At 51.7% G+C, this 18,325-nt stretch carries 16 protein-coding genes; 5 read left to right on the top strand and 11 right to left on the bottom strand.

What is annotated here, in order from left to right:
* Positions 1–112: 112 nt before the first annotated feature.
* From IMCC3135_RS17180 to IMCC3135_RS17200, 5 genes are all read right to left on the bottom strand, one after another.
* Positions 113–2,044, bottom strand: a complete 1,932-nt coding sequence (locus tag IMCC3135_RS17180; protein WP_088918731.1) for an acyl CoA:acetate/3-ketoacid CoA transferase — start codon at positions 2,042–2,044, stop codon at positions 113–115.
* Positions 2,045–2,087: 43 nt separating this feature from the next.
* The gene (locus tag IMCC3135_RS17185) at positions 2,088–3,470 is read right to left on the bottom strand and encodes a GntP family permease (RefSeq protein ID WP_088918732.1); all 1,383 of its coding nucleotides are present in this window, start codon (positions 3,468–3,470) and stop codon (positions 2,088–2,090) included.
* Positions 3,471–3,657: 187 nt separating this feature from the next.
* Positions 3,658–4,527, bottom strand: a complete 870-nt coding sequence (locus IMCC3135_RS17190) for a universal stress protein (protein WP_088918733.1) — start codon at positions 4,525–4,527, stop codon at positions 3,658–3,660.
* 476 nt (positions 4,528–5,003) lie between these two features.
* On the bottom strand, positions 5,004–5,633 hold the full coding sequence (locus IMCC3135_RS17195) for a 3-oxoacid CoA-transferase subunit B (RefSeq protein ID WP_088918734.1): 630 nt from the start codon (positions 5,631–5,633) through the stop codon (positions 5,004–5,006).
* Positions 5,633–6,328 (bottom strand): CoA transferase subunit A, encoded by a 696-nt coding sequence (locus IMCC3135_RS17200; protein ID WP_088918735.1) that lies wholly within the window; start codon positions 6,326–6,328, stop codon positions 5,633–5,635. Before IMCC3135_RS17200 ends, IMCC3135_RS17195 begins: the two co-directional genes overlap by 1 nt.
* Positions 6,329–6,800: 472 nt before the next feature.
* On the opposite strand from IMCC3135_RS17200, the gene IMCC3135_RS17205 reads away from it, so the two are divergent.
* Positions 6,801–7,265 (top strand): hypothetical protein, encoded by a 465-nt coding sequence (locus IMCC3135_RS17205; RefSeq protein ID WP_088921901.1) that lies wholly within the window; start codon positions 6,801–6,803, stop codon positions 7,263–7,265.
* Between the two features lie 8 nt (positions 7,266–7,273).
* A complete protein-coding gene (locus IMCC3135_RS17210) occupies positions 7,274–7,822 on the top strand; it encodes a prolyl-tRNA synthetase associated domain-containing protein (protein WP_157736062.1) in 549 nt (182 codons plus the stop codon).
* Between the two features lie 27 nt (positions 7,823–7,849).
* Here IMCC3135_RS17210 and IMCC3135_RS17215 read toward each other — a convergent pair whose 3' ends face one another.
* Both IMCC3135_RS17215 and IMCC3135_RS17220 read right to left on the bottom strand, forming a co-directional pair.
* Positions 7,850–8,710 (bottom strand): aldose 1-epimerase family protein, encoded by an 861-nt coding sequence (locus tag IMCC3135_RS17215; protein WP_157736063.1) that lies wholly within the window; start codon positions 8,708–8,710, stop codon positions 7,850–7,852.
* Between the two features lie 185 nt (positions 8,711–8,895).
* Positions 8,896–10,593, bottom strand: a complete 1,698-nt coding sequence (locus IMCC3135_RS17220; RefSeq protein ID WP_169727479.1) for a putative bifunctional diguanylate cyclase/phosphodiesterase — start codon at positions 10,591–10,593, stop codon at positions 8,896–8,898.
* Between the two features lie 94 nt (positions 10,594–10,687).
* On the opposite strand from IMCC3135_RS17220, the gene IMCC3135_RS17225 reads away from it, so the two are divergent.
* Positions 10,688–12,007: an IS1182 family transposase gene (locus IMCC3135_RS17225; RefSeq protein WP_088918739.1), complete on the top strand. Its 1,320-nt coding sequence runs from the start codon at positions 10,688–10,690 to the stop codon at positions 12,005–12,007.
* 140 nt (positions 12,008–12,147) lie between these two features.
* Here IMCC3135_RS17225 and IMCC3135_RS17230 read toward each other — a convergent pair whose 3' ends face one another.
* From IMCC3135_RS17230 to IMCC3135_RS17240, 3 genes are all read right to left on the bottom strand, one after another.
* Positions 12,148–12,984: a hypothetical protein gene (locus IMCC3135_RS17230; protein WP_088918740.1), complete on the bottom strand. Its 837-nt coding sequence runs from the start codon at positions 12,982–12,984 to the stop codon at positions 12,148–12,150.
* 354 nt (positions 12,985–13,338) lie between these two features.
* Complete coding sequence (locus IMCC3135_RS17235) at positions 13,339–14,853, bottom strand: aromatic amino acid lyase (protein ID WP_088918741.1); 1,515 nt, start codon at positions 14,851–14,853, stop codon at positions 13,339–13,341.
* Positions 14,850–15,821 (bottom strand): fatty acid desaturase, encoded by a 972-nt coding sequence (locus IMCC3135_RS17240; protein WP_088918742.1) that lies wholly within the window; start codon positions 15,819–15,821, stop codon positions 14,850–14,852. The genes IMCC3135_RS17235 and IMCC3135_RS17240 overlap by 4 nt, the downstream gene beginning before the upstream one ends.
* A gap of 149 nt (positions 15,822–15,970) precedes the next feature.
* On the opposite strand from IMCC3135_RS17240, the gene IMCC3135_RS17245 reads away from it, so the two are divergent.
* Entirely contained in the window at positions 15,971–16,840 is an 870-nt protein-coding gene (locus IMCC3135_RS17245; RefSeq protein WP_088918743.1) for a helix-turn-helix domain-containing protein, read from the top strand.
* A 289-nt stretch (positions 16,841–17,129) separates the two neighbouring features.
* Positions 17,130–17,648 carry a DUF3461 family protein gene (locus IMCC3135_RS17250; protein WP_157736065.1) on the top strand — a complete coding sequence of 173 codons (519 nt, stop codon included), beginning with the start codon at positions 17,130–17,132 and terminating at the stop codon, positions 17,646–17,648.
* 128 nt (positions 17,649–17,776) lie between these two features.
* Here IMCC3135_RS17250 and IMCC3135_RS17255 read toward each other — a convergent pair whose 3' ends face one another.
* A complete protein-coding gene (locus tag IMCC3135_RS17255; protein WP_157736066.1) occupies positions 17,777–17,998 on the bottom strand; it encodes a hypothetical protein in 222 nt (73 codons plus the stop codon).
* Positions 17,999–18,325 lie beyond the last annotated feature (327 nt).

Here is an 18,325-nt window from a genome sequence, read left to right on the forward strand (position 1 = left end):
AAGGTTGTTTTGAATTTGCCTGCAGGCAAGCAGGTGTGATTTGAGAGTTATCAGGGCGTATCCCTGCTCATTGCTGCAATGATCGCATGAGTCGAACCTGCTTGCATTGTTTTCACTCTGCTTCGCGCAATGCAGCCTCGGCAGCGCGCTCGCTGTCAAAGATGGTCACTCGACGACGGCGCTCAAGCGTCTGACCAAGCCTGCGACGCAGAAAGGCCGAGGTTGAATAACGGGTTGCGCGTTTATAGAGCCGAGTCTCAAAGTCATCGATCATGTCCGACCAGGCATGCGTCAGAGTGTCATCGATCTGAGTCTGGTCGTAGTTGACAACCACATCCACCTTGCGCCCCAGAGGCAGCAGTACAGATTCGACTCGAGTCTTGATTTCATTCATATCGGCCAAGGTACGAATATTCATCTTAGCCAGATTGATAAAGAGGATGTCGCGAGCCTCATCAAACTGAATACGTTGTGCCATGCCGACTGTCAGCAGATCATCACGCAAGCCCATGGGCGCATCGATAAAGATGCGTGGATCCATCAGAGCAACATCGTCGATGTGCGGAACAAAGCCCATATGGGCCAGGATGTCACGCTCGATATCGATTCCTGGCGCCACTTCAATCAGAGCGATACCCTCGGGGCCCAAGCGCAAGACACAACGTTCGGTCACATAAAGCACTGGCTGGCCAAGACGTTGGGCGCGTTTGCCTGAGAAAGTAATCTGCTCCACCGCTGGTCCGAACTTGCGTGCACGACCCTCGCTTGCAATTTTGAGTTCACCATCGACAACCCTGACATCCAGCCTGCTGGCCGTGAACGAACCGGCGAACACCAGATGTCTTGCGTTTTGACTGATGTTGATGAAACCGCCCGCCCCGGCCAGCCTGGGTCCGAAGCGAGAGACGTTGACGTTGCCAGTCACATCGACCTCGGCCATACCCAGGCAAGCCATATCCAGACCACCGCCATCGTAAAAATCAAACTGGCTGCCCTGTGCAATGATTGCCTCGGTATTCACCGCTGCGCCAAAATCCAGCCCAGATGCTGGCTGGCCACCGATGACGCCCGGCTCAGCCGTCAGGGTGAGATGGTGCAGCAGGCCCTCCTCTGCCGCAACCCCCGCAACGCCCTCTGGCATACCGATACCCAGGTTGACCACACCACCGACCGGAAGCTCAAATGCGGCACGGCGTGCGATCACCTTGCGAAGGTCCAGTGGTGCGGGAGCCGTCGTGCCCTCCGGCTCTTTATAGCGTCCCGTGTAGTAGCGGTTGTACTGGGTTGCATAGGTTTGCGGGTGTAGCTCTGCTGGAGCAAGAACCACCGCATCAACCAACATTCCGGGGATTATCACGTCACGAGCAGGAAGACTGCCTTTCGCAACAATCTGATCTACCTGGACAATGACGACACCCCCGGAATTACGAGCGGCCATGGCCTGCGCCAGATTGTCGAGAATAAGGGCTTCACGCTCCATCGTGATGTTGCCATGCTCATCGGCTGTCGATCCGCGCAGTAGTGCGACATGGATCGGCATGGCATGATAGAACAACCGTTCGCAACCGGCGATGGTGATCAGCTCGACCAGATCAGGTGATGGCTTGTCGCTGCTTACGCGACCTCCGCCCAGTCGTGGATCAACGAAGGTCTCCAGGCCAACATGGCTGATGGTGCCGGGCTTACCGGCGGCGATGTCCCGGTATAGGTGGGAGATCACGCCTTGAGGAAAGTTATAACCCTCAATCTCGCCTTTCACGGCGCGCGCCGCCAGCTTCGGGATCAAGCCCCAGTGCCCACCGATGACTCGGCTCACCAGGCCTTCCGCCGCCAGACGGTTCAGGCCACGCTCTTTTCCATCGCCCTGTCCGGCAGCAAACAAGAGTGTCAGACCGCGTGGGTGCGATTCCTCGTCAAACCGATCTGCCAGTGCCTTGAGTAATGCTTCGGGCACACCAGCCCCGACAAAGCCGGAGGTGGTGACCGTATCGCCCGAATGGATCAACGCCGCCGCATCGCGCGGCGAGACAAGCTTGTTCAGCATGGGCCTTCTCTCCAATAGGTGTTACATAGGCATTACACCTGTATTACAGCATGGAGCCAAGCACTATCACAGTGATTGTCGCCACAACGGGTATTGCCACCGCACAGATGAAAATATCGACATAGCTTTGCTTGTGCGTTAATCCGCAGATACCTAACAGAGTGATGACCGCGCCATTGTGCGGCAGAGCATCAAAACCGCCTGAAGACAATGCCGTTACCCGATGCATCAATCCCATGCTGATTCCTTGTGCGTTACCAAGATCGGCAAACTGCTCACCCAAAGCGCTCAATGCGATTGACATGCCGCCCGAGGCTGACCCGGTGATACCTGCAAGCACATTGACTGCAACCGCCAGCGAGGCTAAAGGGTTGTCAGGAAACAGCTCAAGAACAAAGTCGCGTACGATCAGGAAAGCTGGCAGAGCTGCAATGACAGCGCCGTAGCCGACCTCGGATGCTGTATTGAAGATCGGCAGAAGTGCGCCCATGGTGCCCTGATTGATGCTGTCCTTGACGTTCTCAAAGCGCTTCCAGTTGGTTGCAATTACCAGCAGGATTGAACTTAGCAGTGCCACGATGATGGCCCAGATTCCGGCGACCGATTTGAGCGAGGTCGGTCCGTATTTGTCCTCGGCCAGATAGCTTGCATCCATGTTTGGGAAAATCAGATAGGTGAGCGCCGCATTCAGGGCAATCACCAGCACTACTGGTGCGATGGCCAGCGCAAATGCAGGCAGTTGCACATCGTCGGGCAAGGCATCATCGGCGGCCATGGCCTTATGAGTGCCATAGCCTTCACTGCGAGCCTGAGCGGCGGTCGAACGACTGTTCAACCACAAAATGCCGCCTATTAGCATGATCAATCCAGCAAGCGTGCCTAAAAGTGGTGCGGCAAAAGCATTGGTGCCGAAGTACGGCATGGGGATCGCATTCTGGATGGCAGGCGTTCCCGGAAGCGCGGTCATGGTGAAAGTAAATGAGCCAAGCGCAATAGCTGCAGGTAACAATCGTTTAGGGATATCTGCCTGACGGAACAGCGAGTTGGCGATGGGATAGATTGCAAATGCAACAACGAAAAGAGAGACACCACCGAACGTCAGAACGCCACAGGCAAGAACCACCGCTGTGATAGCGCGATGCGCGCCCACGCCTTCGACAATTCGTTCAGCAATGACTCGGGCCGAGCCACTGTCAGCCATCACTTTGCCAAAAATGGCACCCAGAAGAAACAACGGGAAATATAGGATGACATACCCACCCAGCGCTTTCATGAAGACTTGGGTATAGGTCGCCAGCACAGGCAGATCGCCACTCATCAACACAGCCAGCAGCGCAAGAATCGGCGCTAATATAAGGACATTGATTCCCTTATAGGCCAGGTACATCAAGAGGCCAAGCGACACGAATATTCCAATCAAACCCATTGTACTTTCCCTGTGTTGTGATAGATTTCGCGAATTATAATACGAGCAGTATTCGCATTGCGGCTTGTATTATTGCAAATGCCGCCTAGCTGTCGTTCTCCTGAAACCAAGCTTCATCGAGCCTGCTCCAGGAACGGAATCAGATTGATTTGCCAATGCTGTCTATGCGTCTTCGGCGTACCTGCTGCTATTGATATTTTTCTGGATTGGGTGGTATGGCCAGAACGTCAACAGAAGAAGACTGCAGAACCTGCTCGGCGACACTGCCCATTATCATTCGCGCAACGAAGTGCGCGCCTTGGGTTGCCACAACAATCAAGTCCGAGCTTGTATCGCCTGCCGTTGTCAATATTTCATGAGCAATGGAGGTCTCCAGGTGTCGCACGATTTGTTGAGGACGCTTTACTCCAATCGTTGACACACAATTGGCCAGCTTGCGTCGAGCATCGGCACTCAGATCCTGTAGGTAAGCATCCTGACTTTCTTTAGACAGGGTGTCGACCATTGCCAGGCGCAGCGCCGGTGCATCAAATACATGCAGTATGGCCATACCATTATCCATACCTATCCCCAGACGCTCGAAGTGTTGCAGCGCTGTTTGCGCGCTGTCCGACAGGTCCGTAGTCAGTAACGTCTGCTTGTAATGCCCCACCGGTGGACCATTAACCATGAGAACCGGACAACCCACTGCCCTGATCGTACGCTCAGCCGTTGTTCCGACAAACGCATCCTTCAATATCTGCCGACGGTGCGGGCCGAGTATCAATAGATCCGGGTTGATATCCTTCGCCGCTGTTGTAATTCCTGCAAATGGGTCGGCCTGGATGACGCGGGTATTGCAAGACACACCATCGACGTTTTGCAACGTGTGTGCGAGTTTGTCGAGAAGTGTTCTGGCATCAAGCGTATCGCGATCAACGATATGCCGAGGTCGATCATCGTCAACAACATGAAGTAGATGAATGCTTGCTCCACTCTCAAGAGCCAACAGCACCGCACGACGCAAGGCCCGATCTGAACGTTCCGAAAAATCAGTAGCAAGCAATATTACATGCATAGGAGTCCTCACCCAACTTCACCTGGCCGACTATTCAAGCATGATTCTATCTCGTTTTCATTGATGAATATCAATCACGAGCGAGCAGTATAGTTATACTTTTTATTACACTCGGCGAGAATTGAAGTTAGGGGTCGTGAAATAATTAACTATACTTTTCGGTTGGTCCTGCGCCTGCCCGGCAAGGCGTGAGGAGGGCGAATAGCGGGCTATTCAACCGATAAACAACGCAGAAGGGCAGGATGCAGGGGCGACTGAAAAGTATAGTTTATTGTTTCACGACCCCTTACTCGTTCCGGCAAAGCAAAAAGCCCCGTCAATGGCGGGGCTCTTCGTATTTCAGCGTTAATGCGGAGGTCATGACAGACCTCAGGGCACGCGACGTATTCGCTTCAGGCTTAACGTACTCACATCAGGCTTATCCAACCACTACTGGAAAGGTTCGATTCGGCTGAATGGCAACGATGGAAGTGTGATTAAGCGACGATAGTGGCTTCGGTAGCTGCCCGTAGTTCGTCTTCAGTGACGCCTTCGGCACATTCAACAATACGCAGCCCACCTTCTACGACATCCAGAACACCCAGGTTGGTAATGATTCGATCAACCACGGATTTACCGGTCAGCGGCAGTGTGCATTCCTTCAAAAGCTTGCTATCGCCATGCTTGCTGGTGTGGTCCATTACGACAACAACTCGGCCAACACCTGCAACCAGATCCATTGCGCCGCCCATGCCTTTAACCAGCTTGCCCGGAATCATCCAGTTGGCAAGATCACCGTTTTCAGCCACTTCCATTGCGCCAAGTATAGCCATGGCGATTTTGCCGCCCCGGATCATGCCAAAGCTCTGCGCGCTGTCAAAATAGGCGGTTTGAGGCAGTTCGGTGATCGTCTGTTTGCCTGCATTGATCAAATCAGCATCGATTTGATCTTCGGTTGGGAAAGGCCCCATACCCAGCATGCCGTTTTCTGACTGCAGTGTGACCTCAACACCTTCCGGGATGTAGTTTGATACCAGTGTCGGAATACCGATGCCAAGGTTCACGTACCAGCCGTTTTGCAGTTCCTGCCCGGCACGAGCAGCCATCTGATTGCGATCCCAAGCCATTATGCAGTCCTCACTGTACGTTGTTCGATCCGTTTTTCATGCTCACCCTGAACAATGCGGTGCACGTATATGCCCGGCAAGTGAATGCTGTCCGGATCAAGTGAACCTGTTGGAACAATTTCTTCGACTTCAACAACACAGATCTTGCCGCACATGGCCGCCGGCGGGTTGAAATTGCGTGCTGTCTTGCGGAATACCAGGTTACCGGTTGCATCTGCTTTCCATGCCTTGACGATGGCCAGATCGGCAAAGATGCCTTCTTCCAGGATGTAGGTTTCACCGTTGAAGTCTTTGTGTTCCTTGCCTTCCGCGATGACGGTACCAACACCGGTTTTGGTGTAGAAACCAGGAATACCACAACCCGCTGAACGCATACGTTCGGCCAGAGTGCCCTGGGGATTGAATTCCAGCTCGAGTTCGCCTGACAGGTACTGGCGCATGAACTCGGCGTTTTCGCCCACGTAAGAAGAGATCATCTTCTTCACTTGCTTGGTTTGCAGCAGGATTCCGATACCGAAATCATCAACACCGGCGTTATTGGAAGCAAAGGTCAGGTCTTTGGTACCCGCATCCTTTATTGCACCCAGTAGCAGCTCTGGAATTCCACAAAGGCCGAAACCCCCGGCGGCAATGAGCATGCCATCTTGCAAAACTCCGTCAAGAGCCTCTGCGGCACTGCCATACACTTTATTCATGCTGCGACCTTTCTCGGTTCAAGGATATCTTAACGTCTGATCATGCAGAAAAATCTGACTAGCACGAAGAACGAGCGTACGTCAAGATTCGTCTGTGCCAAACAGTTGATGCACTATCTTCACATAATAACTGAAGAATTCACAATCTGCAGGCCAGAATGTGCTTGTGAGGCTATATGGGGATGCCCTATCTATCAGTGCCTGACATCGTTCGATAGGACTCTCTTACCTCACGGACTTGGATGCTGGGTCTGGTACCCGCACGCATTGGACAGGCCGATACTGAATTATCAGGGTTCTACCTACAGGTTTTGATCAGATGAAATGTGAGGACTCCGTGTTGATATGTCGTTAGATAGCAGTTACCGTTGTCGCGCTGAACCACTCGCCTTCCTTGACCTGCATCAAGCTTCGAAAGGTATTCTTCGGTAACAGTTCAAGCTGGTTAATATGAAGATCGAGGGAGATCACAATGCGCTTTAGTCAAGTCAAAGAACTGGTGAGCTGGGCGGCTGACTATCACGCCCAACTAGCCAGTTCTTATACCGTGTTGGCAGCCGGACCAGTTAGTCAACGAGTCAGCATGGCGCTTCGCTATCTCGCAGAGCATGAGCGTGCCATGCAAGCGAGTCTGGCGCAGTACCTGAATGATGACAGTGAGCATCACGGCGTACTGGATACCTGGTTTGACGATGCGACTGATTTTCCACACGTACTGGTACTCAACCGCCTGTCTAAGGGCATGTCTAGCGTTGATATGCAAACAGTCCTATCCATGGCGCTGGCGACTCATCGTACACTTCAGGATCTCTACGCTCATCGTGCCGAATGCGCCGCGACATCAGCAGAAAAAGAGTTCTTCGAGGCATTGCTTGGTGGGCACGAGGGAGAAGTACGCCGCCTGAGCAGAGACATGCAACGTTTAGAAGATTATTGACAGACACGATGAGCCACTCAGACAGACCTGATCCGGAAGCAGTTATTCTGGCTAATGGTGACAAGGCTGCGAGTGTCGAGCAAGTGCTTGGCGCTTTGACGATGCTTGGCATCGAGCATCAGACGACAAGTCACGAGCCACTGTATACCGTCGTACAAGCAAAATCGGTCGCCTACAAAGACCCTGGAGCTCATACCAAGAACCTGTTTCTACGGAACAAGAAAGGACGAATGTTTCTATTGGTCGTGGAGCAGGACCATACCGTTGACTTGCGAGGCCTGCGTGACAAGATCAAGGTAAGCGGTGGGCAGTTTGCATTTGCCAGCACCGAACGACTGGGTCTCTATCTGGGTGTGGTACCAGGCTCTGTCTCACCACTGGCGCTGATCAATGACACTGAAGGCAAAGTGCAGGTCTTTTTCGAGGCCAGCTTGCTGGAGCATGAATGGATATTTCTGCACCCGTGCCGTAATACTCACAGCACGCGCATGCGAACCGCAGACCTACTCCGGGCGCTTGAAGCATGGAGCCATACACCAACGGCTTTGCAATTTTGAGCCAAGCCGCTGGCTGACTTCTCGCTATCAATCGGACTTGGGGAAAACAATTCCGATACTGTGTTCGTACGTATCGCCCGGCTCAAGGCTTTTCAGATCTGGCTTGTTCTCAAATTGATTATCTGAATCGGCAAAGTCGCAGGTAGCAAGCCAGGGCTCTATGCAAACATACGGCGCCCCGGGCTTCGACCAGATACCCAAATGTGGGGCACCACCGGTATTGACAGTCAACATAGTCTGCCCTTTGTGGCTGAGCTTGACCGACTCCGCCGTTATATCTCGAAATACCAAGGCGTCATTGTTAAAAAGGGTCTCACTCAATGAGAACTCGCTTGCATGAGGCTCGGCAACGGTATTCAGCAGGCCTGATTCATAGAGATCGTATCGGTGTAAAGGTTCGCTCTGATCAATCATAATGGTGTAGTCCGCAAGTTCTGCCGGATCGTTGATATCCAACGCAAAGGCCGGATGTGACCCTATGGTGAACAGCATTGGTTTGTCATCTCTATTGATGACTTCGTAACGAATGTCCATACCTGAATCGTTCAGGATGAAATGCACCAATAATTCAAATTGCCATGGGTACTGTTGCAGCGTCAGGCTGTCAGATTGCAAGCGCATTGAGATGGATGTCGATGAACTCGCTATGCATTCAAACGTTGCGTGTTTTGCAAAACCGTGCCTGCCCATCTGGTAGTCTGCGCCTTGATAGCTCATGCGCCCTTCTTTCAATGCACCGACGATCGGAAACAGTATGGGTGCCCTGCCACTCCAGTATTTTTCATCACCGTGCCATAAATATTCGCGCTCGTTGATTTTCAGACTGCTTAGTTCAGCTCCAACGGGGTTGATTGTCGCTTCAATGTTCTTGTTCTTGATTGTGTGCACGACGGCAAGGCCTCTGGAAAGTGAATAGCTGAAAATAACGGGCATGGCGAGTTTACGCGACTCGGATGTACAAGGTATAGGCCGATGGCACGAAATAGCTGGATCGAATCGGCTTTCTCAGGCCCTTCGCTCCAGGTACGTCCGTGATAGACCAGTGGCCTGAACTTACTGAAAGGAAACTGCCTTCAGGCTGATCGCTTGTAGCGGGTTTCGGCTCGTTCGCGCAGCAAAGCCGTCATGCCCTGTACGCACAACGGACGTGCCATGTAATAGCCCTGCGCGATATGGCACTGCTTGCTTCGCAGGAAGTCCAGCTCGCCTTTCTGCTCAACGCCTTCTGCCACAACCTGCATTTCCAGGCTATTGGCAAGCATCAGAATAGCTGTCACGATTTTTTCATTAGGAGAGCCGATAGTTAAGTTGGTGATGAAGCTTCGGTCTATTTTCAATGTATCGACCGGCATCGTTGCAATGGTGCTCAGCGAAGAATAACCGGTTCCGAAATCATCCATGGCGATGGCAATTCCGCGCGCTCTCAGCTCACTCAGAGTATTGAACATCTCTTGCGGGGCTTCAATGAGACAGCTTTCTGTCAACTCAAGTTCAAGTGCACTTGCAGGCATGTCGTATCGTTGCAGTAGCTCATCAACGATTTGTGGAATATTGCCATGCGCGAATTGCCGAGCCGAGACGTTTACGGCAATCTGGTCCAGTGCAATACCACTGGTTTGCCATTCCTTCCATTGACGACAGGCTTCATCCAGAACCCATGTACCGATCTCGCCTATCAAGCCACGCTCTTCGGCAATCGGAATGAAAACATCTGGCGGCACCATGCCTCTCTCGGGATGATTCCAGCGCAACAGGACCTCTGCTCCAACCAGCTCCATATCTTCGACTGCATACTGAGGTTGGAAGAAAAGTGACAATTCGTTCTTTGACATAGCCTGCCGCAGGGATAGCTCCAGCTTCATGCGATCCTCAAGCGTTTGCTGAATAGAACTGCCATAGGTTCGATAGTTGTTCTTGTTAAGACGCTTCGCCTCATACATGGCAGCATCAGCACACTTGACCAGGTCGTCAACGTTATCGGCATGCGTGGGGTACAAGGCAATGCCTATACTGGTACTCACTACAAACTCATGTCCGTTCAGGGCTATTGGCTGAGCCATGGCTTGCAGAATTTTCGACGCAGCCTGCTCCCCCTCATTACCGTTCTCCGAATGAGACAATAAAGCGATAAATTCATCGCCTCCCATACGGGCAATAGTATTACAGCTTCTGCCCGAGCCCTGGATGCATCCAGGCTCGGGAACGGTAACTTCGAGACAGGCAAGCAATCTTTTGCTGACAGTTTCCAACAGCCTGTCGCCCGCCTTGTGCCCCTGCGTGTCATTGATCATCTTGAAATCATCAAGATCCAGGAACAGGACGCATAGCTCCTGACCGAGCTCGGATGCCCTAATGATCCTCTCTTCAGCCACCTGATTGAACAATCGGCGGTTTGCCAGGCCGGTCAGCGCATCTCGATAAGCCAGCGTTTCTATCTGCGCGTGTGAGACCTGCAACTCATCCATTGACACTTGCAGGCGTTCACTGGTGTCTTTGAACGCTCTGGACAGATCACCAATTTCATCTTGACGCTTTATATCTACGTAAGCATGTGATATGTCTTGTTGACTCTTGACGCCAATCTCCATAGCCAGCTGGCGAAGTCTGATCAAGGGTCGCAATACCAGAGGTCGCAGGAGTGTGAAAAACGTTGCGATACCCATAAAGGTACTCACCGCCGAGATGATCGTCAGTCTGTTGACAAAATCAACAATACTGAGCCTTACCGCCGAGTCAGGCAATAATGCAACTAGAGAGATATCATCAATCATTCTTTTTCGGCTGATGATCATCGGATTATCACGATAGCTAGGAATCTGCGCGGCAGAAGCCACTTGCAGAACATTTTGAACGATAATGTCATGTATGACTATCAGTTACCGAACATACGTCGCTGAGCAGGACTTACTTCTGCCACCGTCCCTGCAAGAATGGCTGCCGGAAGGACATCTTGCCTACTTTATTAGCGATACGGTGGATGTGCTGGATCTGTCAGCCTTTCACGCTCGTTACGAGAAAGGCGGTCCGCGTAACCAGCCGTTTCATCCGGCCATGATGGTCAAGGTACTGCTGTATGGCTATTCCACTGGCGTATTCTCATCGCGCAAGCTGGCGCGTAAGCTACATGAGGATGTTGCGTTCAGAGTTCTGGCGGCGAACAATTTTCCAGCTCACCGTACGCTCTGTGATTTCAGGGCCCTTCATTTGGAAGAGCTCGCCGAATTGTTTGTGCAGGTGGTTAGGCTGGCTAATGAGTGCGGTCTGATCAAGCTGGGCACGGTGGCGGTGGACGGCACCAAACTTAAAGCGAATGCTAGTCGTCATAAGGCGATGAGCTATGGGCATATGCTCAAGGCTGAGTCAGACCTGAAAGAACAAATCAAATCATTGCTGGAGAAAGCTAAAGCCACTGATGCTGCCGAGAAGCATGAACCGGATCTGAATATTCCTGACGAGATAAAACGGCGTGAGAAGCGTCTTGCCACGATTACTGCTGCCAAAGAGCGACTGGAAGCTCGCCAACGAGAAGCGGATCGAGAGAAAGGGCGAAGTGAGGATGACGATCAACAACCGCGCAATCCGGATGGTTCGGCCAAACGTGGGCCAAAATACAAGCGAAAATTTGGCACCCCCGAAGACAAGGCTCAGGAAAACTTCACCGATCCTGATAGTCGCATCATGAAACACAGCAATGGTGGATTCGATCAAAGCTACAATGGCCAGACAGCTGTGGATGCTGAAAACCAGATTATTGTCGCTGCCGAGCTGACACAGAATGCAGCGGACAGTGCAGAACTGCCCGTGATGCTTGATGCTGTGAAAGGCAATCTGCAAGACTTGCCAGAGCAGACGCTGGCTGATGCAGGTTATCGAAGTGAAGCGGTGTTGGAACAGCTATCAGAGCTGGCAACGAATGTGACCATGGCACTGGGGCGTGAAGGTCGCGGCAACCTCAGTGTTAACACCGTGAAGTATCCTCACACTGCACAAATGGCTGAGAAGCTGCAAACCCCAGTGGCTCAACAATTGTATCGACAACGCAAACATATCGTTGAACCGCCCTATGGCTGGATCAAGTCAGTGCTCGGCTTCCGTCAGTTCAGTCTGCGTGGGCTAGACAAGGTGAGTTGTGAGTGGAAGCTGGTGTGCGCAGCATTGAATTTGAGGCGAATGGCGTATCTGTGAGCCCTAATTCAACGAAATAATCAGCGCCTGCGAGCCGCTCAAGTAGCGTTATACCCGACATTTACAGCCTTTTTTCGATTCGAGTTGCATTCTAACCGGGGCAGATGAGCGCGGGTGTCTCCGCTCGCCCAAGCGCTCACTCAAAACGCTCCACCGCGCAGACTCCTAGCCCGGTTTATCTCACCTGAGGTGGATAAGACGCTTTCGTTTTGCAACAATTGCGGATCAACGGTTCCTATGAGAGCCTTGTTTGCATGAAGGACAACCTGTCCATCATCAGTAACAGCTGACCAGAACGCACCTTTACTAATCGTTTCAAATTCAATTTGATCAGTGAGTCCAGCCAGATCCACGACAAGCATCAAATGGGCGATGTTCGATGTTGCATCAGAGCGTTGTAATGAGCTTGCACCGGTATCCAGAGAAACCCTATCAGCTTCATAGCTCACAGGATGCGTTATAACCAGCACACTCTGCCCTGCAGTGGCATCCGTTTGAATCGAGGTAGTCGGACTTGTCAGTAATTCGAATTGGTCGGGCAGCTTTGCCGGTGATGGAGAATCCGCACCCATCAATGTCTGGTAGAAGGCTGAAGATTCACCGATAGTGGCTATCGGATCCAGAGTGCGGTCTGAATGGACCAGCTTCAGGTACAAGTACTCGGGGTGAGCTTGCTGAAACTGGAGCATGTCTCTTTGAACGCGCTCCTGCAGAATAGCCTCACCCCTATTCTGCTTGCTCGCTGAGGCATATTCCCTCAGTACATTCGTTCCTGCCAGTAACTGTACGCTGGCTTCTGCGGAGGTGATGAATTTGAGGAACTCGTGCCCTGTCAAGTTCAGAGCCAGGTTCATCTCATTGAGCATATCTCGACTGGCTCTTTCGTAGAGTCCAGCATTGGTGAAGAGATAGATCAGTATGAGAGACAAAATGCCACAAGGTGCAACGATAATGAACAGTTTTACTTGTAGTCGCATTTTTGTAGATGTCTGTTACAGCTGCATTAAACAAACCCCTTGAAAACGCAGTCAAAACCAATCCTGATTGACCACCCATCACAGAGTGACAAGCAGCTTTATATACAAGATGTTTCGGCAAACCTCTTATTCAATCAACGTTGATAGTACCAGCCTGTGTACTGGTCGTCGTATTGTCATAAGACACGAAAAGCAGACGATCTCTTGTGAGTATCGGCTACTGGCTCAAGAACAATACCAAGCTCACAAGGAATCGATGTACCAGCAGGTTACAAAATTGGCGGTGCTTGTAATCAACTTGATGGCCTGTCATCGTATGCAAGGTTCCAATGCCTGTATCTTCACGCATAATCATCATCGATTTTTCAGAGCGTTACGAACAATCGATAAATCAAAAACCTCAATTCCTTCCACACCGACGGGCAGTAACGGCAGGATGGATTGCACAACATCACGAACTGCCACTCCCAGATTGGCCTCCGACAACCCTCGGCGTTGTATTGACCAAGTGGCAATAGACAGCTCAATGGCAGCGATAGTCCAGGCTGCATCAATCTGTCGCTGCAAATCATGTACGGCGTGAAACGCGTTGCCAGCAGTATCCTCCACTCCATCAGCTAACTGACCAATAGCTATCAACAATTGCGGTTGTGCCCAGATTTTAACCGAGGTGATCAATGAAGCGGCGATATGGCCAAGGTTGAGAAACTGCACACCACCGATCGCTGAATCCTCAGCGGCGAGACCCGTCGGTAGTCCCGAGAATGCCGTCCACTGCAACTTGTGTATACGCTCACCGGAAATATCGGTGATTTTCGCCAAACCTTGCCGCACTTGATCTAGCGCCAGGGTATGGCGTGTCGTATCCATATTGCCATTCGAAAATGCTGCGAACGAGTCATGATCGACAACAGGGTTGTCAGCCAGACTGTTTAGCTCTTGCGTCAATATTTCCTCTGCGTTCAAGACCACCTCCTCTACCGCACCGTGTATTTGTGAAATACACCGGAAGCTGAGCGGATCCTGCAGCAGTCGCGCCTCGCCCTTGCTCCAGAGCCTGCTGCCCTGGAGAAAGGTTCGTAGTCTGTCAGCCACTCGCGTCTGGCCCGGTCTGATATGTACCTTGTTGACGATCTCGCTGATTGCATCGAGATTACAACGAAACCCTTCCATTGACGTTGCGGCGGCCAGCTCCTGTGCCCAGGTCAGGTTTTTCAATTCCACCAGTTGCAGTGCGCCGACAGTCAGACTCACCGCATTGCTGTTGATCAAAGACAGTGTCTCCTTGGCTTTTGGCAGACCGGATGCCTGTGCCTGTTCAGACGAGATGAGCCAGTCTGCTATCTGCGCCAACGGGACCAGGTCGGATGCGCCAACCGTTCCACCGGCATCAATGGTGGGGAATTTGCCTTCGGCAAGCTTGCCGATAATCACTTTCACCAATTCCTCGCTAACACCTGAATAGCCTTTGGCAAAACCGTTCAACAAAACGATGAGTGCCCCTCTGACAATACCTTCGCTCAAGGATGGGCCAGGTACTCGGGTCGCGTGAGCGCGGACTAGTCGGCGGTTGAACTCCGCGAGTGCAGCAGTAGGTACTGCGTGATCCTTCTGTGAGCCGACGCCGGTGTTGATGCCGTAAGCCGCGATACCACTCGATGTTATATGTTCAACGACTTCTCGAGCTTTCGATACTCGTAACCAGGCCTCGTCAGTCAGTTCTACACCGGCCTTTTGCTCAATGGCAGCAACCAGTGATGCACAGCTCAGGCCGTTGCCATCGAGAACCAGTACTGGAGGTTCAGGGTTCATATTTTCGAAAGCACCTCTGGTTTCTGGACGATCGTACATGGGCAGGCTAGCAATCATGGCTTTGTCTCATGGACGTTGTCTCCAGTCATATCGACAGGCAGGGTCCTGTTGTGAAAGGACCACAATGGATGGGCAACACTGTCTTTCTCGCACCAGAGGTATCGCCTGAATACCTCGGTATAGGAGGCATAGAAGTAGTGCTCGTTGCGAACCAGCAAGGCTGCACGGTGTTTGTCAAAAAATGCGGACAGTCGGTACCAGGGTAATCTGGGATGCAGGTGGTGCACGCTATGAAAGTTGTTGTATAGAAAGAGCCATGCTAGCGGGCCACGATCGTTGACCACGGCCGTACGCCCGGGAGCGGACTCATTCGCCTGATGCTCGAGATAGGTGCGGATTTTCAGGATCGACATACCAAGGTAGGCCGCGAGGATGTACATCCCGACACTCATACTTGCAAAACTTCCAAGCCAGTCAATCACCATCGCGAGCCCAAGCAGATGGTAAATATAGGCACGGATTACTCCTTTCTCGCGCCTCAGAATGCGTTTGCAGTCGGTGTAATAGAACTGAGAGAGCCCCATGACGGGACCAAGCAGCATTCGTCCAAACAAGGTGTTGTTCAGCCGAAACAGGTACTGAAGCGAACGCGGCAGTCGATGCAGCACTAGCAGGTCTAAATACGAACTCTCAGGATCATCGTATGGGTCAGTCAGGAAGCTGTCCCGGTGGTGTGCCAGGTGCGTATCCCGAAATCGTTGATACGGCACGAAGAGACCAATAGGCGGAAACACCAACAAAGCATTGCCTGTCTTGTTTCCGAAAGGATGGCCGTGAATCACTTCGTGCTGTAGTGAGGAATGCAACGCCAGAATGACGGCTAGTAGAACGACAGACACTACCGGTCCCAAGCCAGAGGCGGCCCACGTGACAACACCGTAGGCGCCGTAGCATCCTGCAAGAACAATCAGTGTGGGCCATTCAACGTCGTGTGATCTCAACGGTATGAAGGGACGAATTGGCATGTGTTCTTTTCATTGGTGACAGGCAGTGGTCTCAATGATCACCAATGGACAGACGACAGGCAATAATGCATATTTGTATTTTATAAGGTGTTTATAGCTCGAATCATGCAATATGATGTGCAAATACAATTTTGAGGTGAATATGCAATATGCATAAACGTGATGTCGCTAGTCTCTTTCGAAAACGCCTCCGATTACTCATTGCCAGTGAGAAACAAAGCACGGCGGCTTTTCTTCGTGACACGGGAATGGATCGTTCTGCCCTTAGTCAGTTTCTCGATGAGAGCAGTGATCGGCTGCCTCGTGCCGAAGCCTTGCGACGCATAGCGGTAGCTCGAGGTGTCTCTGTTGACTGGCTACTGGGTCTGGAGAATGCTCCTGAAGGCCGACAAGTAGTTACCTCCAGCGTACAGATAGAACAGATGCAGGATGAGCACGGCACCTCACCGCTTGAGCACTGGCGAAATGAAGCCTGGGGTCACAAGCTGCGCTACGTGCCCTCGACATTACCCGACATGCTAAGCCTGGCCAATGCCGGTGACACGGAACGCACCGGGGACCCAGTCGGGGACCCTATTCATGGCAATGATCATGCGCGTGCAAGTGGTGCTGAAAACGTGCTGGAAGGCCTGATGCCCGGTGATCTGGATATCGAAATTGCCATGCCTATTCAGACGCTGGAAGATCTGGCCAATCAATCCGGCCTGTTCAAAAACACACCGCCGGACACCTGCCGACGCCAATTGCAACACATGGCGCGTATCTGCCAGACAAGTTATCCAGCATTGCGACTTCATCTCTATGATGGAACGACGACGTTTTCTGCACCATTCACCGTATACGGCAAGCTGCGCGTCGCTATCTATATTGGTGAGTCCTACCTGGTTATTACCGCACGAGAACAAATAACCAGCTTCGTTCAACGTTTTGACGAGCTCGTCCGCCGCACTCTGGTAAGCCCAGATCAGTCTCACGAGACATTGCGCAAATTGAGTGACACAGTGCAACACAAACAGTGAACCCGTGTGAACAACAACAGCGAAGAGCGATACTTGTCAAAGCCTTCGGGTAGACTCGTCAATCGCTTTGCCAGAGCGTCATCTGCAAGACTGAATTTGCATTAAACAGCTGGTAATGTGGGGCTAACCCCCTCAAATACAGCCTTTTTGAGAACTGGCACACATATTTCATGGTGCGACATTTCAAGTCATTCATTATTCGTTCGACACGATGAAATGACTTGTTCCAATCCATACACTGCACTGCAACAAACAAGGCCTATATTGATCGCTGATATGGCCGATAGCTGTGAAGCACGAAAACAACCGCATACGTGCATTTTTGAAGGAAACACCAATGTCTGCAATCCTGGCTGAAAAAGTCACCCAATACGCCGCACTGGCTGAGATGGGTATTTTCCGCGTCAACGAAATATCCAATTACAGTTTGCGTCAGGATGGACCCGACAAAGATGTTCTGCGGGTGATTTACAAGCGTGCCAAGGGCTCTCTGCTGCCGTTTAGCCGTAAATACAAATTTGGCCGTTCGGTGAAAACCGTCGTTGTTGACGGCGGTACATCACGTATGGAACGCACCTACGAGATTTCACCTTTCCTGCTCAAGGCAGTGGCTGAGCTCGAAGATTTGTTGGTATTCAATCAATATGGACCCACTGAGCCGTCCACGTCTAATAAAGATCTGAAGGCGAGTCTCATGGCTGAAATCAATGTATTGAAGCAATTGATCAACCAGTCAATTCGAGCTGAAAGTATGGGCGCCGTGAATGCCAAGCTAGACAGCGTGCGTAGACATATTGACGCGCTGTAATGCCTTTTAGCCGTTTTATCGATCGCTCGACGAGTGCAACCTGCTACACCTATAGGGCTGGGTGACCCGAGCTCGGGTTCTAGCAGGTCGTATCGTCAGCCTGCGCATCCATTCGCTTCAGTATCTGCCTAGGACGATGTGGTATCGGAAAAGAAGCGGATCATTTCCGCTGAAGCGTCGGGCCCTTCGGCATCGGTGAAGGTGCAGGCAACATCGCCGCCAGACCAGGCATGAACTCCTTCTGTCAGCTTCCAGTATTCGCACCCGATGAACTCCGAGTTACTTTCATTGGTGTACGCAGTGATCGTACTTTTGCGTCCCAAATCGGTCGAGTGTTGTCGATTGTTCAAGATCCAGGTACTCGACTCAGACGACGCTTTACTGGCAGCTAACCAGTCGCTGACGATTCGATCACTATTCGATCACTATTCGAGCAGCCGGACGTCAGCCCGTTCAGTAGATTCTCTCCAGATAGAATATCTGAACTGTTGCCAGAGATGCCAAGCATCGCAATCAACGCTTCTGGCATGGAAGGGGTATGAAGCCCAATGGAACGAAAAGTTGCGCTAAGCCTCTTCAGGTTGCATTTCTAGTAGTCTTCCAACTTGGGGGCGATAGAGGATTCGGAATCATGTTGTGGTGTGCCCGGAGTCCGGCACGTGCAGGATGCACAAATG

The organism is Granulosicoccus antarcticus IMCC3135, assembly GCF_002215215.1.
GTDB lineage: Bacteria > Pseudomonadota > Gammaproteobacteria > Granulosicoccales > Granulosicoccaceae > Granulosicoccus > Granulosicoccus antarcticus.

Excerpts from the sequence above, each read along its gene's own strand:
- IMCC3135_RS17210 (WP_157736062.1), top strand. The coding sequence starts at position 7,274 with ATGAGCCACTCAGACAGACCTGATCCGGAAGCAGTTATTCTGGCTAAT.
- IMCC3135_RS17180 (WP_088918731.1), bottom strand. The coding sequence starts at position 2,044 with ATGCTGAACAAGCTTGTCTCGCCGCGCGATGCGGCGGCGTTGATCCAT.
- IMCC3135_RS17245 (WP_088918743.1), top strand. The coding sequence starts at position 15,971 with ATGCATAAACGTGATGTCGCTAGTCTCTTTCGAAAACGCCTCCGATTA.
- IMCC3135_RS17225 (WP_088918739.1), top strand. The coding sequence starts at position 10,688 with ATGACTATCAGTTACCGAACATACGTCGCTGAGCAGGACTTACTTCTG.
- IMCC3135_RS17235 (WP_088918741.1), bottom strand. The coding sequence starts at position 14,853 with ATGATTGCTAGCCTGCCCATGTACGATCGTCCAGAAACCAGAGGTGCT.
- IMCC3135_RS17205 (WP_088921901.1), top strand. The coding sequence starts at position 6,801 with ATGCGCTTTAGTCAAGTCAAAGAACTGGTGAGCTGGGCGGCTGACTAT.
- IMCC3135_RS17240 (WP_088918742.1), bottom strand. The coding sequence starts at position 15,821 with ATGCCAATTCGTCCCTTCATACCGTTGAGATCACACGACGTTGAATGG.
- IMCC3135_RS17230 (WP_088918740.1), bottom strand. The coding sequence starts at position 12,984 with ATGCGACTACAAGTAAAACTGTTCATTATCGTTGCACCTTGTGGCATT.
- IMCC3135_RS17200 (WP_088918735.1), bottom strand. The coding sequence starts at position 6,328 with ATGAATAAAGTGTATGGCAGTGCCGCAGAGGCTCTTGACGGAGTTTTG.
- IMCC3135_RS17185 (WP_088918732.1), bottom strand. The coding sequence starts at position 3,470 with ATGGGTTTGATTGGAATATTCGTGTCGCTTGGCCTCTTGATGTACCTG.
- IMCC3135_RS17190 (WP_088918733.1), bottom strand. The coding sequence starts at position 4,527 with ATGCATGTAATATTGCTTGCTACTGATTTTTCGGAACGTTCAGATCGG.
- IMCC3135_RS17195 (WP_088918734.1), bottom strand. The coding sequence starts at position 5,633 with ATGGCTTGGGATCGCAATCAGATGGCTGCTCGTGCCGGGCAGGAACTG.
- IMCC3135_RS17220 (WP_169727479.1), bottom strand. The coding sequence starts at position 10,593 with ATGATTGATGATATCTCTCTAGTTGCATTATTGCCTGACTCGGCGGTA.